The following is a 19,039-nucleotide window of genomic DNA, read 5'->3' on the forward strand; positions in this document are numbered from 1 at the left end:
ACTGAAATGGCAAAGGTCAGCCACAGGTTGATCGACATGCTCCACCACGCCAAAGCCCAAAGCGCCACAAAAGGCACCAAGGTCACCGCCAATTCAAAGACGCTGCGCGCCTCGTTTGGCTCACGGTATTGCGCGAGGACTTTGACCCATTCGCGCGCGGAACGCTCGACAGGCTGATCGATTTGTGGAACGGAGTGGATTACCATTTGCCTGCCAGTGTTTTGTTCGTTGCGATGTGGATAGACGAAAGCACGCGGCTGGCAATTGATTTTTGATCACATTCTTGCCGCGGCGTCAGTTTTTTCGCATTTTCCGGCGTTTTACCGCCAAAGGCGACGACATAGCGCACCCAATGGGGTGTCCCGCCAGTGCCGACGATTGATGCCGCCAAATGGGAAATCCCCTCTGGCGGACACATTGTTGGGTGACTGGCGCCCGCAGCAGAACCTGCGCACGGACGCCTGTGACTATGTCTTTGGCTAGAAGTCTTGCCACAGCTCGATATCAACCGCCGCATTGCCATCCACCGCAACAGGCGCTGACTTGCGCTTTGGCGGAGGGGTTGGTGCTGGTGCCGGATTGGCAGCTTTAGGCACCACTGAGGGTGCTTTGGGCGTCGCCTTCCTGACGGGCTCATCGACAATCGCTGAGGCATCGGTCTTGAACTCCGACACCATGCCCATCAATTCAGTCGCGTCTTTGGCCAACATCTGACCCGCGGCTGTGGATTCCTCCACCATGGCCGCATTGGCCTGTGTGACCTGGTCCAGCTGCACAACGCTTGCGTTGATCTCTGCCAGACCTGCCGACTGATCCGTGGCGCTTCGGGCAATCTCTGAGACCATCTGTGAGATGTTGTTGACGCGATCAGCGATGCTTGTCAGCGCCTCGCCAGCTTTGCCCACCAAGTCCACGCCGCTTTCAACCTGCTGCGTGCTGTCGCTGATCAACGCCTTAATCTCGCTTGCTGCATCCGAGGACTTCAGCGCCAGAGCCCGCACTTCGGACGCCACCACCGCAAATCCGCGGCCAGCATCGCCTGCCCGTGCGGCTTCCACACCGGCGTTCAAAGCCAACAGATTGGTTTGAAACGCAATGTCGTCGATCACACCAATGATCTGGGAGATGTGGCGCGAGCCTTGCTCGATCTCGGTCATCGCCGACACCGCATCCCGCACAACTTCGCCGCTGACTTCTGCCTCTGTGCGCGCTTCGGCGACAACTTCTTCCACATTGCGTGTGCCTTCGGCGGCCGTTTCCACGTTGTTGGTCATCTCTTTCAACGCTGCTGCGGTCTCTTCCAATGTGGCCGCCTGGTTCTCTGTCCGCTGGGACAGGTCTAGGGACGACTGGCTGATCTCCGCCGCACCACTTTTAATGCTGTCAGCAGACTGCACCACTTTGGACACAGTGGCATTGAGTTGATGTACGGTTTTGTTGAAGTCCAAACGCAGCGCGTCGTGATCTTTCGCAAACGGCTGATCAATTGTGCGGGCAAAGTCCCCCTGCGACAATTGACCAAGGCCTGCGCTCAGCTTCTCAACGACAATTTCCTGCTCGCGCGCGGCTATTGCACGCTGCTCTTCCGCATCGTTGGCTTGCTTCAGATCGCCACGCATGGCCACAAGGGTCTTGCCCAGATCCCCAATTTCATCGCCGCGATCCGCCGCGGCAACTTCCGTTTCAAAATCGCCTCCGGAGATCTTTTCCATATCATCGCTGATGTTGCTCAGCGGACGGGTGATAGAGCGGGCAAACATCCACCCAAGCACCGACAGAGCCGACGCCATGAGAACGCTCACCGCGATCAGAATGCGGGCTTGCGCCCAGACCGGGCCCATGGTCTCGCTGACATCTTGTTCAGCGATAATGGCCCAGTTGGCATAGTCGAGTTCGAGCGGTTTGGCGTATGAGACCACCTGCTGGCCATTAAGACCGGTATCCACTTCATAGACACTCTGCCCATCAAGCGCTTCTTGCATGTGGTGGGTCATCTCGAGAGGGTCGAGCACCTGAAACGCATCCTCAAAGCGTGATGTTGTGCGCGCCAAACCGTCGTCGCCCACAATGAATATCTGCGTGGTTTCGCCAAGTCCTAGGCTGCTGTTCACAATGGCCCCCATCATGTCGACCGGGATTTGCAAAGCCACCACACCCAAAACAGTGTTGTCTGCCCCGCGAACAGGAGCGGCGATAAAGGCCGCTGCGGCCCCGTAACTTGGGGCATACGGTTTCATGTCATCAAAGCTCATGCTGCCCGGCGCGCCGGACAAAGCGGATTTGAATGCCGTGGCAAGACCGCTGTCTTTGTAGGCCCCCGTCACAAGGCTGGTGGCATAGTCCATTTCTTTGAACACCGAATAGACAATGTCCCCAGCTGGGTTGATCAAAAAGGCATCATAGTAGCCTTTTGTGTCAATCAGGGTCCGCAAACCCGGGTGATACAGCTCGTGATTTGTGTGGTAAGCCGCGTCCCCTTGCGCCCGATCCAACAAATGTTTTGAGCCAACCTCATTTGGGTTTGCTGTTATGTAGGATTTTGTCAGCTCGGATTGCGCGGCTCCCCCCAACGCCTCCCAAGACTGATTGAAATCCACCAATGCATTGGCCGTGGCCGGAGAAACCGACAAGGATTCTAGATCCGCCTCAACCCCTTTGAGCATCTGTCGCACTGCGTATCGTCGATCAGAGATCGTAGAGAACATCTGATTCTCGACCGCCGAAAAGGCGTATTTTTGGAGTGCAAAAAGGCTGGCTGAGATCAGTCCAGCCGCAAGCAGAATGCTAAAACCGACTATGAAAATCGGCAGCTTTCTGGAAAGCGGGATTGAGTTGAGGCGTGGCATTAGAGTTCCTATCGGCTGTCCTAACGTATGGTCAACGCCTGAGCCAAAGGGCTTAACAAACACCAAAGAACCACATTAAGCCTCGGATTCTACTACAAATTACACCTTCAAGGTGAGCGCAAAATTCCCACCGCTCTCTTTTAAGTTTTTTGGCGACCCAAATTAATTCACTCTGATGCGGTGAACACCACATAGGCGCTCTGATTGTTTTTTGAGCAGTTTGAGAACGCGAATCGTAAACCTGTGAACCAAAAAGGGCGCCCCATTGGGACGCCCTCAAATCTGATAGATCGTGTGATCTTACTGTGCAGATGCGTTGTCTACGGAGATGGTCACACCTGGGCCCATAGTGGAGCTCAGAGCGATTTTCTTCACGTAGGCACCTTTGGCGCCAGCTGGACGGGCTTTCAGAATCGCACCCATAAAGGCACGCACGTTCTCAACCAGCTTGCCTTCGTCGAAAGAGGCTTTGCCAACACCGGCGTGAACCACACCAGCTTTTTCGACTTTAAACTGCACTTCGCCACCTTTGGCTGCTTCTACGGCTGCTTTCACATCCATAGTCACAGTGCCAACTTTTGGGTTTGGCATCAGGTTACGTGGACCAAGCACTTTACCCAGACGACCCACAACAGGCATCATGTCCGGTGTCGCGATGCAACGATCAAAGTCGATGGTGCCGCCCTGAACGGTTTCCATCAGATCTTCTGCGCCAACGATGTCCGCGCCAGCTGCCTGAGCTTCTTCGGCTTTTGGACCACGGGCAAATACAGCCACGCGTACGTTTTTGCCGGTGCCGTTTGGCAGGCCAACAACGCCGCGAACCATTTGGTCCGCGTGACGTGGGTCAACGCCCAGAACAACAGCGATTTCGACGGTTTCGTCAAATTTCGCGCCAGCGCTGCCCTTAACCAGAGCAACAGCTTCTTCAACACTCAGGTTGCTTTTGCCTGCGAACGCGTCACGCGCTGCGGCAGTACGTTTACCAAGCTTTGCCATTACTTCACCTCGATGCCCATGGAGCGCGCGGAACCAAGGATAATCTGCATAGCAGCCTCGATGTCGTTTGCGTTCAGGTCTTTCATTTTTGCTTCGGCGATTTCTTTCACCTGAGCAGCGGTGACAGAGCCAACAACTTCACGGCCAGGCAGGTTTGCACCGGACTTCAGTTTGGCAGCCTTTTTCAGGTAGTAAGACGCAGGTGGCGTCTTGATGTCCATGGTGAAGGACTTGTCCTGATAGTAGGTGATCACGGTTGGGCACGGCGCACCAGCTTCCAGATCCTGTGTCTTGGCGTTGAACGCCTTACAGAATTCCATGATGTTGATGCCGCGCTGACCCAGCGCTGGACCTACGGGTGGGGATGGGTTGGCTTGACCTGCAGGAACCTGCAGCTTCATTTTACCAGCAAGCTTCTTAGCCATTTGGTGTTCCTTTCAACATGAGCGAAACGCGTTCCGCCCGGTTTGTGTTGCGTGGTCCGATCCGACATCGCGATGCCAAAACCTCCCACGAGAGAATCTCGCCCGAAGACGATAGAGGGGCGTTTATGCTTGTTTTACTGGGTTGGCAAGGGGTGTGCGTCACCCCACATCAAAACACTTACAAACTTTTTCGTCGTCGCTCTTAAACGTCTCAAACCCCATCGAGTCATAATACGCCAGCGCATCCGGGCTCTTGGCGCCAATTGTCGCTTCAATCGTTCGCACCTCAGCCGCCGCTGCGGCGGCTTGCGTGGCAGCAAACAACTTGCGCCCCACCCCACGCCGCGCCGCCTTTGGGTTTACATGGGTGCCAATGATCCCCCAACCGGGTGCCACGCCGTAGGGATTGCCTTCTGTTGCAAGCTTCAGAATTTGGATACCCAACAACGTGCCATCTGCGTCTTCGGCCACCGAACAAGCGATGTTGTCCGCGTGGCCAATATATACATTGCGCACAAAATCCTCATCCGCTGGCAAACGCCGTTTTCCCAACGCCACCAAAGCGTTCAGAAAACCACTCACCTCTGCCGCGTCCTCATATTTTGCTTGCCGGATGATCATTTTGCCCCGCCCGTCTTTGAAAGGTTTACGCCACACAATCCACTCTCCCCCAGAAGATGCAAGAGGTTGGGCACCCGCTCAGGTCGCGCCTCTTGGCCGCATATCAACTCCAAAAGAAAACGCCGCCCCAAAAGGACGGCGCTTTAAACTCTTTGCAATGTAGCAAGTTTACATCTGCTTGGTCACCTGCGTGAACTCAAGCTCGACCGGGGTTTCGCGGCCAAAGATCGACACGGTCACTTTCAGGCGCTGGTTCTCGTCGTCGACTTCCTCGACCATGCCGTCGAAGTCTTCGAACGGACCTTCGTTGACTTTGACCTTCTCGCCAATTTCGAAGCTGATCAACAGCTTTGGTGTGGAGGCTTCACCCTCTTCCACGCGGCCCAGGATGCCCTGAACTTCCGCGTCCCGCATTGGCATCGGACGGCCCTGTGGCCCCAAGAAGCCAGTGACGCGGTTGATCGAGTTGATCAGGTGATAGCCGTGGTCGCTCATTTCCATGTGCACCAGCACGTAGCCCGGCATAAAGCGGCGCTCGGAGGTCACTTTTTTGCCGCGACGCACTTCGATCACTTCTTCGGTTGGAACCAGCACTTCGTCAATCTGGTCCTCAAGCCCCTGCTCTTCGACCGATGTGCGAATTGTCTCGGCGACCTTCTTTTCGAAGTTCGAAAGGACGCTAACCGAATACCACCGTTTCGCCATGTGTTCGTTTTCCCGTCATTGTCGGCGTCGCGCCGGAGTGTCGTTTATGGTCACAGTCTTCAAACAGACTGTTAGAAACAAAAAATCGGCGTGCAACTCGAATCGCCACACGCCCGGTATCTTCTAAAGCAGTGCGTAGCGCCGTTGCCCCTTGATTTCAAGAGACAACCGCCGCGTGCAGCTTAGCCAAACAGCGCCAGAACGCCCTGCAAGCCGGAGCGGATCAGGATGTCCACCAGCGAGAAGAACACGGCTGTGAGCGCCGCTAAGATGAACACCATCACGGTGGTCAGCAATACCTCGCGGCGGGTCGGCCAGACCACTTTGGATACTTCCGCGCGGACCTGCTGAATGAATGTGATCGGATTGGTTTTCGCCATGACGCTTCTTCTCTGCCTTGATCAGAGGTCGACATACTTGGGCCGCCAGGCAAATTCAAGGCCCAAGACCAAAGCAATCACACCTTAGGTGCAGTTATCTTAGGATTTGATGCGATCCAACCGCGCTGCAAAGCCGGGATCAATTGGTCCATCAAAGGCCGGGTTCTCAGATGTCGGACGGTACAACACCGGATGCCAGCGGTGTGGAAGAAGCTTTTGCAACACCCGACCAAGCGATGGATCGGCCCAAACAAACCGCTTCAGCATATAGAGCACAATGCGCGCCATGCGATCTTGTCCGATCAAGGCCCCAACCAGCAACAGAGACGAGACAAACATCAATGCCAGCATAGGGATAAACCAAGGTTGCCAGGCCACAACGCCTGCCAAAAAGACCACCGCCACCAGACGGGGGGACATCAGAAACCGCCGCAGGCTACGACCTGCGCTGCCCTCGGTCACCTCAATCGTGCGCCAAGAGCGCTCGATCTCAAACAAGTCTTCGTCTTGCGCCGCCAGTTCCGGGAACGGCGACGGATCCTGTGGTTCTACCGCGGGGGGAGCCGTGTGAATTTCCGGCTGGGTTGTGTCGCGATTTTTATCGCGCCTTGCCCGTCGACCGGCAAACAACACGGTTTCTTCCAGCGGCTTTGGTTGTGGCACCGGATCAGATTCGGCGAGCAGGGCACGGATCGTGTCCAGCGTCGCATCGGTGAACGGCTCACCCGGCTCTATGATGTCTTGGCCGTATTGCGGCGGCTTTAGCCGCTCCGGCGCAGTGGCAGTCTCTTGCATATCTCAACCCAATTTTTACCCAACACCCCCATCGCAACGCGCGATGTAACTCAGCAGCCTTGCAGGGCAGCAAGGCATTCCTTGGGTCAAATTATGGAAAAACTGTGGCGGATCACACACCCGCCGGGTTGTTAGGGCGCCATCCGGTCCAACAGACGGCGTACAATGCCAATCTCTCGCCCCCACATCCGGGACAGATGCATCACTGATGCGTAAACGGCATCCCGCGCCCTTTCCGGCCCAAGAAGCACCGCTGTCAACAACAGCATCACCACCATCCAGATCAAAAGGCGCATGGTGATCGACGGCACAACCGCGGCCAATGTGATCATCACAATCAGCGCCAAGAGCCGTGGCCGTGGCCAGCGCACATTCTCATCACTTGTATCTTCGGCCCGGGTCAGCGTGGCTTGCGTATTAGAATGCGCGGCGAGGCCTTCCTGCAGCTCATCTTGTGGGGTGGCAGACTTGCCAGACAGCTTCGCCATTCGGCGTTTGGCTTCCCGCATCAAACGGCGGTTTTCAACCCGCACATCTGGCGCAACATCCTGTTGGCCATCTTGGTCCGCCTGCGGCTGAACCGGTTCAAAATCTCCAAGGCGAAACTCATGCCTCATTGCCCACTCCTCACACTTAAGCCGCCCTCGCAGCGCCTGCGGTCAACATTCCGCAAGTCATTGCCTTGGTTAATGAAAGGTAAATACGGCCGGAGGACGGCTGAGATTGGGGCGAAACTGGGTCCTTTCACGACAACAATAAGGTCCGCTTCTCACCCTGATGTATTCTTTTGATCCAAAACGACATTGACGCGGGGTCGCTTGGATTGTTGTTCTCGCAAAACAAATGCTACGCAGGTGCAGCACCATCATGGGAGGCAAAGATGGACCGAGCAGACGTGGTTGATGGCGGTTTTCGCGCGTGCATCACATCCAAAGAGTTTCCAACCGGCTCCGCGCCCAATGACGCGCTTCCAGCGGGCTTGGCGACGGAGATTTTTGCTGCCCAGTGCCTGAGCCGCAACCTCGACCGCCGCTCCCGCAAGATGCAGTCGGAGGGCAATGGCTATTACACCATTGGCTCCTCCGGCCACGAAGGCATGGCAGCCGTCGCCGCCGCCCTGCGTCCTGATGACATGGCGTTTTTGCATTACCGCGATGGGGCCTTCCAAACCATGCGCTCCTCGCAGGTCGAAGGCGTGGATGCTGCCTGGGACATGTTGCTCAGCTTCTGCACCGCCAAAGACGACCCTTTGTCCGGCGGCCGTCACAAGGTGCTTGGCTCCAAGGTGCTCAACATTCCTCCGCAAACCTCCACAATTGCCTCCCACCTGCCCAAAGCCGTCGGTGCAGCCTATTCTCTGGGGCTCGGGAAACGCCGCGCGCCCGAACACAAATGTCTGGCCGACGACGGCATTATTATGTGTTCCTTTGGCGACGCCTCCGCCAACCACTCCACCGCCCAAGGCGCCATCAACACCGCCTGCTGGACATCTTACCAGTCTGCCCCCATGCCACTGCTGTTTGTCTGCGAGGACAACGGCATTGGCATCTCTACCCGCACCCCCGGTGGCTGGATCAAAGCCAGCTACGCCAACCGCCCCGGCTTGAAATACTTCTCTGCGGACGGCCTGAACCTCTACGACACTTACAAGGTCGCCCAAGACGCCGCGCATTACGTCCGCACCCAACGCAAACCGGCGTTCCTGCACATCTCTGTTGTCCGCCTCTACGGCCATGCCGGCTCAGACATGCAACAGGCCTACCTGCCCAAAGCCACCTTTGAAGCTTGGGAAGCCGATGACCCGCTGCTGCATTCGGTGCGCCTGCTCGATCAGGCTGGTGTGATGACGCCGGATCAGGCGCTGGCAATCTATCAAGACAGCGAAGACCACTGCGCAACTCTGGCCGCAAAAGCCGTGACGAAACCACGCCTGAAAACCGCGGACGATGTGATGGCCTCGCTGATCCCCCCTGCCCGTACATGCACGCCCACCAACGGCCCCAGTGACGAAGCACGTGCGAAGGCCTTTGGCTCTGACCTCAAACAGATGGACAACCCGCAACCCATGTCGCGCCTGCTCAACTGGGCGCTCACCGATCTGATGCTGGAGCACGGCGAGATCGTGATGATGGGCGAAGACATTGGCACCAAGGGCGGGGTTTACGGTGTCACGCAAAAACTCAAAGACCGCTTCGGCGCCGACCGGATGATCGATACGCTGCTAGACGAACAATCCATCCTTGGCCTCGCCATAGGCATGGCGCACAACGGCTTTGTGCCAATGCCGGAAATCCAGTTCCTCGCTTATCTGCACAACGCCGAAGATCAGCTGCGCGGCGAAGCCGCCACCCTGCCCTTCTTTTCCAATGGCCAGTTTACCAACCCAATGGTGCTGCGCATTGCCGGTCTTGGCTATCAAAAAGGCTTTGGCGGGCATTTCCACAACGACAACTCACTGGCTGTACTGCGCGACATCCCCGGCGTGATCATCGCTTGCCCCTCCCGCGGTGACGACGCCGCCAAAATGATGCGCGAATGTGTGCGTCTGGCCCGCGAAGAACAGCGCGTGGTGGTCATGGTCGAACCGATTGCGCTCTATCCAATGCGCGACCTAACCACAGACAAAGACAACGGCTGGATGGCGACTTATCCGTCACCAGACCAATCCATCGCGCTTGGCGAAGTTGGTGTGGACGGCGACGGTCCACTTGCAATCCTGACCTACGGCAACGGGCGTTATCTCAGCACACAGGCTGCTGCCGATTTGAAAGCGCAAGGCATCAACCCCCGTGTGATCGATATGCGCTGGCTTGCGCCTTTGCCTGTCGAAGGTATTCTTGCCGCCTTGAAAGGTGCCGAAAAAGTCCTGATTGTGGATGAATGCCGCACCACCGGCAGCCAGTCCGAAGCCCTGATGGCGCTCCTGCAGGAACAAACTGACCTGCCGCACGCGCGCGTTGCAGCGCATGACAGCTTCATCGCCACCGGCCCGGCCTACGCAGCCACCATGCCGTCGCGCGAGAGCATTGCTGAGGCCGCAAAGGCGCTTTGGTCACAGCGCTAACACCACAAACGAAAAAGCCCCCGCAGCTTTGCAACTGCGGGGGCTTCTTTGTGTCAGACTTCCAAGCTTAGTTCAGCTTGAAGTACTTGAACTTGGCGGTGTCATCCGGTGCCACGATGGTGTCAACCTTGGAGGCCATGCCCCAGTTCAGCACCTGGTGGTGGATCGGGATGTACAGCTGCTCGTCCTGAACAACGGTCCAGATGTCGTTGATCATGCCGTTACGCTTGTCCAGATCGGTTTCACCGGCCAGCGCTTCGATCTTCACATCCAGGTCTGCATTGCCAAAGCGGGTGGCGTTCCAGGAGCCATACTTCTCACCCTTGGAGTGGGCGAGGAAGTTGAAGATGTACTCGGAGTCATAGGTCGGAACACCCCAACCCAGCATGTAGAAATCTGTTTCCAGATTGCTCAGAAGAGGGAAGTGCTGTGCTTTAGGCTTAGCGTCCAGGTTCACCTTCACGCCAATTTTTGCCAGCATGCCCACGGCCGCCTGACAGATCTTCTCGTCGTTGATGTAACGGTCGTTTGGACAGTTCAGCGTGATGCCAAAGCCATCCGCAAAACCCGCGTCCGCCATCAGACCCTTGGCCTTTTCGATGTCGGTCATGGACGAGCTGTCCATGGCTTCGTTCCAGCCGTTTACAAACGGAGGCGAGATCATGCCGGCAGGGGCTGACTGGCCACGCATCACAACTTTCTGGATCGCCGCGCGGTCAATTGCCATGGACATCGCTTTGCGCACACGCACGTCAGACATCGGGTTGATGCCGTCCACGTCGTCGTTGGCAATGTCTTCGGCCGCTTGGTTCATACCAAAGAAGATCACGCGGTTCTGAGGCGCAGTGCGCACGTCCAAACCATCGGTGCCGCTCACACGGCCAAGGTCTTGCACAGGCACATCCTGAATGAAGTCCACTTCACCCGACAGCAGCGCCGCAACACGGGTCGCTGCGTTCTGAATTGGGGTGTAGATCACTTCGGTGACCTGCATTGGGAACTCATCTTTGCCCCAATAGCCATCATAGGCAGACAGAACGGTTTTTACGTCCGGCTCACGGGATACCAGCTTGTAAGGGCCGGTACCATTAGCGTTTTTGGCCGCAAAGGTGTTCTCGCCACCCTCATAGTCTTGCACTTTCACCGCGTTGTTGGCCTCTGCCCAATCTTTGTCCATGATGAACATGTTGGTCAGGTTGTTGGCCATGATCGGGTTTGGACCGTTGGTCTCGATCTCGATCTCATACTCGCCGGTGGCGCGCACTTCTTTCACGGACGCGAGCAGCTCTTTGTAGTCAGAGTCCTCGGTCATCGCACGATCAAGCGAGAACTTTACGTCCTCAGAGTTGAACGCAGCGCCATCGTGGAAGGTCACCCCTTCACGCAGCTTGAACACCCAAACATTTGGGTTGTCTGCGGACGGGCCCCATTCGGTGGCCAGCGCCGGCACCATGGCACCGGTCATGTCACGCATCACCAGCGGCTCCATGATCTGGTGCGCAAGCGCGGAGGTTGGTCCCTCGTTCTGTGCATGCGGATCCAGAGTCAGCGCATCACCTGCGCGGGCCCAACGGACGGTTTCGGCTTGTGCCAGCATTGGCATCGCTGCAATCGCGGCGGTGGCCAGCATCATTGTTTTGAACTTCATCAATTTCACTCCCCTGATAAAGTTAGTGCGGGGATGATTGACGCCAACGGCGCGAATATCAAGGTAAATCCTGCCTGTTTTTTGAGCATAACCCGCCTGCGCTACGAGAAAAAATGCAAAAGGGCGCCAAAAGAGGCGCCCTGACTGAACAATTGTTCAGCGGTTAAAGCGGCTTAGCGGCGCACCTCTTCCATAAAGCGCTCGCGGATCACAATTGGGTTGGTCTTGATCACCGGCACCGTCACATTGCCGCTTTCGCACTTGCTGACAATAATTGTCATCTCGTCGCTGGCAATTGCCGCCTTCACCGCCTCCGCCGTGTTTTCCGCCAAAACCGTCTGCACATTCTCCGCACCGCAAGCTTTGGCCACAGCTGCCAGATCGGTTTTCATCCCCGCATAAGTTGGCTGATCGCCAGTGGACCCATAAGACCCATTGTCGATGATCAGCAGCGTGAAGTTGCCTTGCGGGTTGTTGCCAATGGTCGCCAGCGTGCCAAGATTGGTCAGCACCGAACCATCGCCATCAATCGCCACCACCGGCTTGTCCTGCGCCGCAGCCAATCCAAGACCAATGGACGAGGACAGCCCCATGGTGCCAAGCATGTAGAAGTTGGAGGCGCGATCATCCAGAGCATGCAACTCCTGGCTTGGCGCACCAATGTTGCACACTACCAGATGCTCGCTGATCACCGGAATAAGAGTTTTGAACACGTCGTTGCGGATCATGCTGAGGCCCTCCAGAAAGACGCATCACACAGGATGGCCACCGGCTTGGACGCCATCTGCGCATACTCCAGAATGCCCGGCAGCTCAGCGGCGTCTTCCGGTTTGTGGAAGTGATACGTTGGGATGTGCAGCTGGTTCAGGATCGCCTTGGTGTGCAGCGCCATCTCCACCTGACAGGCCACTGGCTCGCCCACCTCACCGCGATAAGAAATCAGCATTGGCAGTGGAATTTGGTAGAATTGAATGAGCGTCGCCAGCGTGTTCACCACCACGCCCAGCGCGGTGTTCTGCATCACAATTGCCGGTTTCATCCCACCCATAAAGGCCCCGGCACAGAGCCCCATGCCTTCGTCTTCTTTGTTGGACGGCATGTGCATGATCTCGGAGGTATCCTCCAACACCTCAATCACTCCGGCCAACTGCTTGCACGGCACCGAGGTGATATAATCAATCCCCGCCGCCTTCAGATCTTCCACGATCTGATGATCCATATCTGTCGCCATTTGTCCTCCCATCCCTCGCTAGACGCCCTCTCCTGAGCGCATCACCTATCGCTACTTTGGGCATACACTTGCGCGTCAGTACAGCCAGAATGCGCCAACGGATGGGGCCAGTTTGCATAGAAAAGGCCTGAGCGATCCACACCGCTCAGGCCCAACAGTCTCAGTTGTGAGTGTCGCCCAGGCTTACAGCCCCGCCAGACAGGTGTACTTGGTGATCATGTAATCCTCCAAACCCTGGCTGCCGCCCTCTTTGCCCATGCCGCTTTCTTTTACACCGCCAAAGGGCGCTTCCACGGTGGTGATCAGGCCGGAATTGATTCCAACCATACCGTACTCCAGGTTCTCATTCATGCGGAACGCCCGTGCGAGGTCTTTGGTGTAGGCATAGGCCGCGAGGCCATAGTCGGTGGCATTGGCCGCTGCCACAGCGTCGGCTTCATCCTCAAACTTGAACACCGCCGCTAGTGGGCCAAAGATTTCATCAGTTGAGAATGACATCTCCGCAGTCGCACCAGTGATCACGGTTGGCTCAAAGAAAGTCTGGCCCAGCGCATGACGATTGCCCCCCAACTCCACGGTGCCGCCTTTGGCCTTGGCATCCGCAACCATGCCCTCGACCTTTTTAACTGCGTTCTCGTCAATCAGCGGCCCCTGCACCACACCCTCTTCAGAGCCATCGCCAACTTTCATCGCCGCCACAGCCTCTTTTAACTTGGCAACAAAGGCGTCATGGATACCGGCTTGCACATAAAACCGGTTGGTGCAGACACAGGTCTGCCCCATGTTGCGGAACTTCGCGATCATCGCGCCTTCGACAGCCGCATCCAGATCAGCATCGTCAAACACGATAAACGGCGCGTTGCCGCCCAGCTCCATAGAGACCTTCTTCACCTGATCCGCCGCCTGGCGGATCAACAGCTTGCCCACATTGGTGGAACCGGTGAAAGTCACCTTGCGCACATCTTTGTCGGCCATAATCGCGCCGCCAATTGCGGGCGCATCCCCGGTCACAATGTTCACCACGCCATCCGGGAAGCCCACATCCTGACACAGCTTGCCCCAGACCAGTCCGCTATACGGCGTCTGCGGCGCAGGCTTGGCCACCACAGTACAGCCCGCCGCCAGCGCTGGTGCAATCTTGCGCGCCAACATCGAGCTCGGGAAATTCCATGGTGTGACCATGCCCACAACCCCCACAGGATGGTGGGTCACCATTAGACGCTTGTCATTGGTTGGAGACGGAATGATCTCCCCTTTGGAACGGCGGATTTCCTCGGCAAACCAGCGCACATACGCTGCACCGATGCCAATCTCGCCACGCGCTTCAAACAGCGGCTTGCCCTGTTCCGCCGTCAGCAGCTGCGCCAGGTCTTCTTGATTGTCCATCAACGCATCATGCAGCTTGTGCAGTAGGGTCACGCGCTCCATCAGGTTGGTTTTGGACCAGGTTTTGAATGCAGCGCTGGCTGCCGCAATCGCGCGCTGTGCCTCGGCACCGCCCGCCTCTGGCACCGTGCCCAGCACCGCACCTGTGGCCGGGTTGGTGATCTCAGTTGTCGCGCCGTTGTCGGCCCCGACCCACTGGCCGCCAATCAGATTGGATTCCAGCAGCAGTCCATTGAAGTTGCTCATGTCTGACCTCTCGAAAAGACAAATTGTGTGTGTTGATGATAACTCTCGCCCGGCCGCAACACGGCCTGAGGGAAATTCCTGTGATGATGTGCATCCGGCCAGATCTGCGGTTCTATCGCAATCCCTGCGCAAGCGCCCATTGGTTGCCCCGACAATCCGTGGTGATCCGTTCCGATTGGTGTGCCATCAAAGACCTGCAACCCCGGCTCCGTGGTCAGACAGGTCATCTGTACGCCTGATAAGTCACTTGTGAGCGTCGCGACACGTCGCATCGAACCGCGGTCTTGTGACACGCAAAAATTGTGGTCCAGCGGACGCGCCTTTGCCACAGGCGCAGCATCGCGGAAATCAAAGCGCGTGTCCGTCACCGGTGCAATCCGCCCTGTTGGGATCGCTCCTGAATCCACCGGCAGATAGTTGTCGGCTTCAATCTGCAAACGGTGATCTGCGACAGTCGCGGCATCATCCAAGGTGAAATAGCTGTGATGCGCCAGGCTGCATAGCGTCGTTCGATCCGTTTCCGCCTGCATTTGAATATCAAGCGTGCCGCCTTCCAAAAGCGCAAACGTCACCCGAGCCGCGAGTGTACCGGGAAATCCCATATGCCCATCCGGCAGCACCGCCTTGAGCGTCACGCAATCGCTGGCGACCTGTTCAATGTCCCAAAGATGGCTGCCCATGCCCTCTGCGCCACCATGCAACGTGTGCCGGTCGCCGTCATTGGTATCGATCTGATAGGTTTGCCCGTCCAATTCGAGATGCCCGTCGCGGATACGATTGGCAAACCGCCCAACCGTGGCGCCAAAATACGGCGACTCCGTCAAGTAGGGCGCAAACTCTGGGAACCCCAACACCAAAGGCGCGTCATGTCCATCTAGGCGCAAGTCCTGCAACACCGCGCCATAGGTCAGCACATGCGCCACCAGCCCGCCACCTTTGAGCGTCACGCGATGCACCGCGCGGCCATCCGGCATATGCCCCCAGATCTCAGTCACCAAAACTCCCCGCCCTATGAGAATGCTGCATCTCTCCCACCATCACTGGCGTTGGCGTAGTGCCAAAAGCCATCGATGCTGACGCCAGATGCAATCACGTGCGACGCCTGCCTGCAAGGATTTCCGGAAATATGATCAAATTTTCTTACACCGCCGGCGCTTCCACGTGCACACGACTTAAAACGCAACGCAGATGTCAGTCTGCGCCGGAAGTCAGGCTCACATCCGCAACATAGCCCAAATGATCAGACGCCTCTGCATGGACACCTTCGATCACCCGAACTTCAGACACCGTAAAATCCCCATTCGAGAGGAAGACGTAATCAATCCGACGGTGCTTCTTGGTCCCCGCAATCACAGGGTACGTACCGCGCTCCAGCACATAGTCGCCGCCTGACTGCGCAATCAGCGCGCTGTCATCAAACGCCTGCGTCACAACCGCATGCCGCTTGTCTTTGGGTTTGAAATTGAAATCGCCCATGAACAGCACAGGCGCATTTTGTTGCGTCAACGGAGCCATCATCTTCTGGATCTGAATGCCGGTGTTGTCATCGCGGTCCCGGTGCACGGACGTGGCCAGCACTTCACGCCCGCCCACATCCAAATAGGCCACTGGCATCGCCTTGCCGTTGCCTTTGCCACGACTGGTCACCACACGCTTCCTATTTGTAATTGGGCATTTGCTGATCACCGCATTGCCCCACCACGGCAGAGGACTTGGATGAAAGGCAAACGTGCTGTCCATGTTTAACGCACGGGCGATGCGCTCGGCTTGCCCCCACCCCAGCACTTCCTGCAGCGCCACCACATCCGGATCAGCCGCTGCAATCGCCGCCACAATTGGTCCCACGTTATGTTTGTCAAACAGCTGGTGCAGAGGGTTCTTGCCGGGGTTCTCGGTCCCAAGGCCCGTCCGAATGTTAAAGGTCATCACCCGAAGGTTGCCCTGTGCATCACCACAGCTCTGCGCCGCCCGGTCTGCGGCGCCGCCTGACACAAATCCAAACCCCAACACGGCGGCCAATACAACCGCTCCAACACCCCAACGCACCATCAACAAAACTTCCTGTAGTCCTTAAGCAATTCATTGACGTCGTCGTAGTGGTACAGCTTGCTGCCATAGGCAAACACGCCGCAGTCGCAGTAATCTTTGATGGTTTTCTCGGAGTGCGAAATCATCACCACCCGCGCGTCTTTGATCTTGTCCTTGAGCGCCTTTCGACTTTTTCTTTTGAAGCGACGATCCCCTACTGCCGTGACCTCATCGATCAGGTAGCACTCAAAACTAATCGCCAAGGACAAGCCAAAGGCCAGACGCGCCTTCATCCCACTAGAAAAGGTCTGAATCGGCAGGTCGAGCGATTTGCCCAACTGCGCAAACTCCTGCACCTGTTCCAGTACCGTTTCCGTATGACAACCGTAGACACGCGACACAAAACGAATGTTTTCCACACCCGTCATATTGCCGTTAAACCCGCGTGCAAAACCCATGGGCCAGCTCACCTTTTCGGTGCGACGCACCCGGCCCGAGGTTGGCAACTCAATCCCGGCAATCATCCGCATCATGGTCGATTTGCCAGCACCATTGTGTCCCATCAGCGCGACATTCTTACGATCTTCAAACCGATACGACGCGTCATCCAGGATCACCTTTTTGACACCCTTCACATTGTAGATCTTGGTCACGTTTTCAAAGGCAATCATGGTCAGGCCCTCTGTTTACGGGTGATGCGTTCGGCAAACAGCGCGATGATCACCAATGCCGCGCCAAGCCCAATCGGATACGCAATATTGAGCACATCGCTGCGATAGTTCGAATAGAACCCCTCTCGCGTCAGCTCCACAATGTGCAAAATTGGGTTCCACTTGATGATTGCCACCGCCTCAGGTGGCATGGTCGAGGGGATGTAAAACACCCCCGACAAAAAGAAGAGCGGCCGCGCGAAAATCTTCTCGATGTGCTGCCAAGCCTGGTTCTTTTGATAAAGAATTGCGTTTATCGATCCAACGCCGAACCCAAACAAACACGTGGTCAAAAAGGCAAATACCACCAGCTCTGGGTGCGCCGGAAACTGACCTAAACCAAAAACAATCAGCCCACTGTAAAACACCACGTTGATCACAATAAACGTGCAGGCAATCAGCGACAGGCGCGCAAACAGCGTGTCCGGCTCCTTGATCATCGGGTAAGACAACAGCGATTTGTTGGACCGAAACGCCCGCATCAGCGATGCAGACAGCTTGTTATAGAACTCCAACGTCAACACAGCCGTAGCAAAAAACAGCGCCAGTGACGGCCCAAACGGGGCCTGCCTGCCAATCAGGTAAAACAATGTCATCAGAAATGACACTGAAAAAATTGGCTGAAACACAGCCCAAAAATACCCGGAATGTGAGGTTCCAAATGTCATGCGCGTTTCGCGCAGGGTCAATGCGGCAATGACCCGGATTTGCAGCCAGATGGCATAAAACATCAGCCCACCCTCAGCGCATGTGATCCCGAATGGTGTACGCGATCAACATGGAGATCGCCCAAAGCGCAAACGCGGCGACTATCACAAGAAAGAAGTCACGCACACGCACCGGATAGGCAGGTTCGTTAGGCACAAATGGGCGCGCGAACACAGCAAGATACCGCTGCTGACGGTCCGCATCCATACGCGCTGTTTCCAAAGACACCATGGCAGAGGCATAGCTTTGCTGGGCGAAGTTCTGTTCAATCAACAACCCTTCATAGGCGGCCAGCGCCTCAGCCGTGTTTCTTTTGCTGTCCGCATCTCCAACCCGCCCAATCAACGCCCGGCGTTGCAGGATTTGTTCCTCCAGCGCAACAGCTTGGCGGTTGAGTTGAACCAGCATCGGCGAGTCCGCATCCACGGACCCAGACAACGCATTGATCCGCGCCTGAATATCCACCAGTTTGGTCTCAAGCGAGGACATCAGTTCCGCGTCAAGTTGCGCATTGATCACCGGATCCACCGTGCCACGTTCCGCCCGGAAATCCACCAACTGCAGGCGCACCTTACGGACGCGTTCCTCGGCACGTTCCACTTCTTTGCCCGCAAACTGCACCGAGTCTTGGCGGGCTTTTTCCGATAACTCGTTCACCAATCGGTCCGCAGCTGCCAAGGCCTTCTGCGCCAATCGCTCGGCCATCTCCGGATCAAACGCCTGCACTTCAAACGTCACAATCCCAGTGGTGCTGTCATAGGTGGTTTTGATCCGCCATTGCCAGTATTTCACAAGTTCCTCAAACGTGCTGTCCGGCCGGAACCGGGCAATGGGGTCGATAAACTCTTGTGAATAGTGCCCGCGCATATCGAGCTCAGCATCCAGCTGTCGCAACAGATCCGCACTTTCCAGGAAATTGCGCACAACATAGCTGTCGGAAGTGGTGCTCCCGCTGGGCGAAAGCCCTGTAAAAGAGGTCACAAAATCAGGTGTCCCGCCGCCTTCAAGACCACGGATCACAAAACTGGCTCCAGCAGCATAGCGATCAGAGGCAATCACCCCAAAATACGCTCCGCCCAGCCCAACTGGCACCCAAAACAGCATCAGAAAGGACAGGATCAAACCCCACCGTCTGTGTTTGAGCGGCGATGATTTGGGAGGCGCTTGCATAACACCGGTCGGGCCGTCAGTCTTTGCGGCCGTCTTCAATGCTTTGACTTTTGCCATGTCTTACCTTTCATGCGCCT

Annotated in this window: 18 protein-coding genes and 1 pseudogene; 1 reads left to right on the forward strand and 18 read right to left on the reverse strand. The window is 56.6% G+C overall.

The window, feature by feature from the left end; all coding sequences use genetic code 11:
- From QZ517_RS09965 to QZ517_RS10005, 9 genes and pseudogenes are all read right to left on the reverse strand, one after another.
- Window positions 1-206, reverse strand: a pseudogene (locus tag QZ517_RS09965) (fatty acid desaturase); the annotation flags it as partial.
- 273 nt (window positions 207-479) lie between these two features.
- Window positions 480-2,705, reverse strand: a complete 2,226-nt coding sequence (locus QZ517_RS09970; protein ID WP_294226008.1) for a methyl-accepting chemotaxis protein — start codon at window positions 2,703-2,705, stop codon at window positions 480-482.
- Between the two features lie 441 nt (window positions 2,706-3,146).
- Window positions 3,147-3,845, reverse strand: a complete 699-nt coding sequence (rplA, locus tag QZ517_RS09975) for a 50S ribosomal protein L1 (protein WP_294226011.1) — start codon at window positions 3,843-3,845, stop codon at window positions 3,147-3,149.
- Complete coding sequence (gene rplK, locus QZ517_RS09980; protein ID WP_294226014.1) at window positions 3,845-4,270, reverse strand: 50S ribosomal protein L11; 426 nt, start codon at window positions 4,268-4,270, stop codon at window positions 3,845-3,847. The genes rplA and rplK overlap by 1 nt, the downstream gene beginning before the upstream one ends.
- A gap of 159 nt (window positions 4,271-4,429) precedes the next feature.
- Entirely contained in the window at window positions 4,430-4,927 is a 498-nt protein-coding gene (locus QZ517_RS09985; protein ID WP_294226016.1) for a GNAT family N-acetyltransferase, read from the reverse strand.
- A 132-nt stretch (window positions 4,928-5,059) separates the two neighbouring features.
- On the reverse strand, window positions 5,060-5,596 hold the full coding sequence (gene nusG, locus QZ517_RS09990) for a transcription termination/antitermination protein NusG (RefSeq protein WP_283425951.1): 537 nt from the start codon (window positions 5,594-5,596) through the stop codon (window positions 5,060-5,062).
- A gap of 182 nt (window positions 5,597-5,778) precedes the next feature.
- Window positions 5,779-5,976, reverse strand: a complete 198-nt coding sequence (secE, locus tag QZ517_RS09995; RefSeq protein WP_294226025.1) for a preprotein translocase subunit SecE — start codon at window positions 5,974-5,976, stop codon at window positions 5,779-5,781.
- Between the two features lie 99 nt (window positions 5,977-6,075).
- Entirely contained in the window at window positions 6,076-6,771 is a 696-nt protein-coding gene (locus tag QZ517_RS10000; RefSeq protein ID WP_294226027.1) for a hypothetical protein, read from the reverse strand.
- Window positions 6,772-6,902: 131 nt separating this feature from the next.
- The gene (locus tag QZ517_RS10005; protein ID WP_294226029.1) at window positions 6,903-7,388 is read right to left on the reverse strand and encodes a hypothetical protein; all 486 of its coding nucleotides are present in this window, start codon (window positions 7,386-7,388) and stop codon (window positions 6,903-6,905) included.
- A gap of 263 nt (window positions 7,389-7,651) precedes the next feature.
- Between QZ517_RS10005 and QZ517_RS10010 the strand changes: the two genes are divergently transcribed.
- Window positions 7,652-9,835 (forward strand): thiamine pyrophosphate-dependent enzyme, encoded by a 2,184-nt coding sequence (locus QZ517_RS10010; RefSeq protein ID WP_294226032.1) that lies wholly within the window; start codon window positions 7,652-7,654, stop codon window positions 9,833-9,835.
- 67 nt (window positions 9,836-9,902) lie between these two features.
- Here the strand turns inward: QZ517_RS10010 and QZ517_RS10015 are convergent, their stop codons facing one another.
- The 9 genes from QZ517_RS10015 to QZ517_RS10055 all read right to left on the reverse strand — a co-directional run bounded on the left by QZ517_RS10015 (window position 9,903) and on the right by QZ517_RS10055 (window position 19,019).
- Entirely contained in the window at window positions 9,903-11,483 is a 1,581-nt protein-coding gene (locus QZ517_RS10015) for an ABC transporter substrate-binding protein (RefSeq protein ID WP_294226036.1), read from the reverse strand.
- Between the two features lie 173 nt (window positions 11,484-11,656).
- Window positions 11,657-12,211 (reverse strand): sulfopyruvate decarboxylase subunit beta, encoded by a 555-nt coding sequence (gene comE / locus QZ517_RS10020; RefSeq protein WP_294226041.1) that lies wholly within the window; start codon window positions 12,209-12,211, stop codon window positions 11,657-11,659.
- A complete protein-coding gene (gene comD, locus QZ517_RS10025; RefSeq protein WP_294226044.1) occupies window positions 12,208-12,714 on the reverse strand; it encodes a sulfopyruvate decarboxylase subunit alpha in 507 nt (168 codons plus the stop codon). The genes comE and comD overlap by 4 nt, the downstream gene beginning before the upstream one ends.
- Window positions 12,715-12,897: 183 nt before the next feature.
- Complete coding sequence (locus QZ517_RS10030) at window positions 12,898-14,346, reverse strand: NAD-dependent succinate-semialdehyde dehydrogenase (protein ID WP_294226047.1); 1,449 nt, start codon at window positions 14,344-14,346, stop codon at window positions 12,898-12,900.
- A complete protein-coding gene (locus QZ517_RS10035) occupies window positions 14,343-15,341 on the reverse strand; it encodes an aldose epimerase family protein (protein ID WP_294226050.1) in 999 nt (332 codons plus the stop codon). Before QZ517_RS10035 ends, QZ517_RS10030 begins: the two co-directional genes overlap by 4 nt.
- A 196-nt stretch (window positions 15,342-15,537) precedes the next feature.
- Window positions 15,538-16,395, reverse strand: coding sequence for an endonuclease/exonuclease/phosphatase family protein (locus QZ517_RS10040; protein WP_294226055.1), 858 nt, complete (start codon window positions 16,393-16,395; stop codon window positions 15,538-15,540).
- Window positions 16,395-17,045, reverse strand: coding sequence for an ABC transporter ATP-binding protein (locus tag QZ517_RS10045; RefSeq protein ID WP_294226058.1), 651 nt, complete (start codon window positions 17,043-17,045; stop codon window positions 16,395-16,397). The genes QZ517_RS10040 and QZ517_RS10045 overlap by 1 nt, the downstream gene beginning before the upstream one ends.
- Window positions 17,046-17,047: 2 nt before the next feature.
- Window positions 17,048-17,815: an ABC transporter permease gene (locus QZ517_RS10050; RefSeq protein WP_294226060.1), complete on the reverse strand. Its 768-nt coding sequence runs from the start codon at window positions 17,813-17,815 to the stop codon at window positions 17,048-17,050.
- Between the two features lie 10 nt (window positions 17,816-17,825).
- A complete protein-coding gene (locus tag QZ517_RS10055) occupies window positions 17,826-19,019 on the reverse strand; it encodes a hypothetical protein (protein ID WP_294226063.1) in 1,194 nt (397 codons plus the stop codon).
- Between the last annotated feature and the right edge of the window lie 20 nt (window positions 19,020-19,039).

The organism is uncultured Shimia sp. (assembly GCF_913054185.1).
In the GTDB taxonomy this organism is placed as follows: domain Bacteria; phylum Pseudomonadota; class Alphaproteobacteria; order Rhodobacterales; family Rhodobacteraceae; genus Shimia.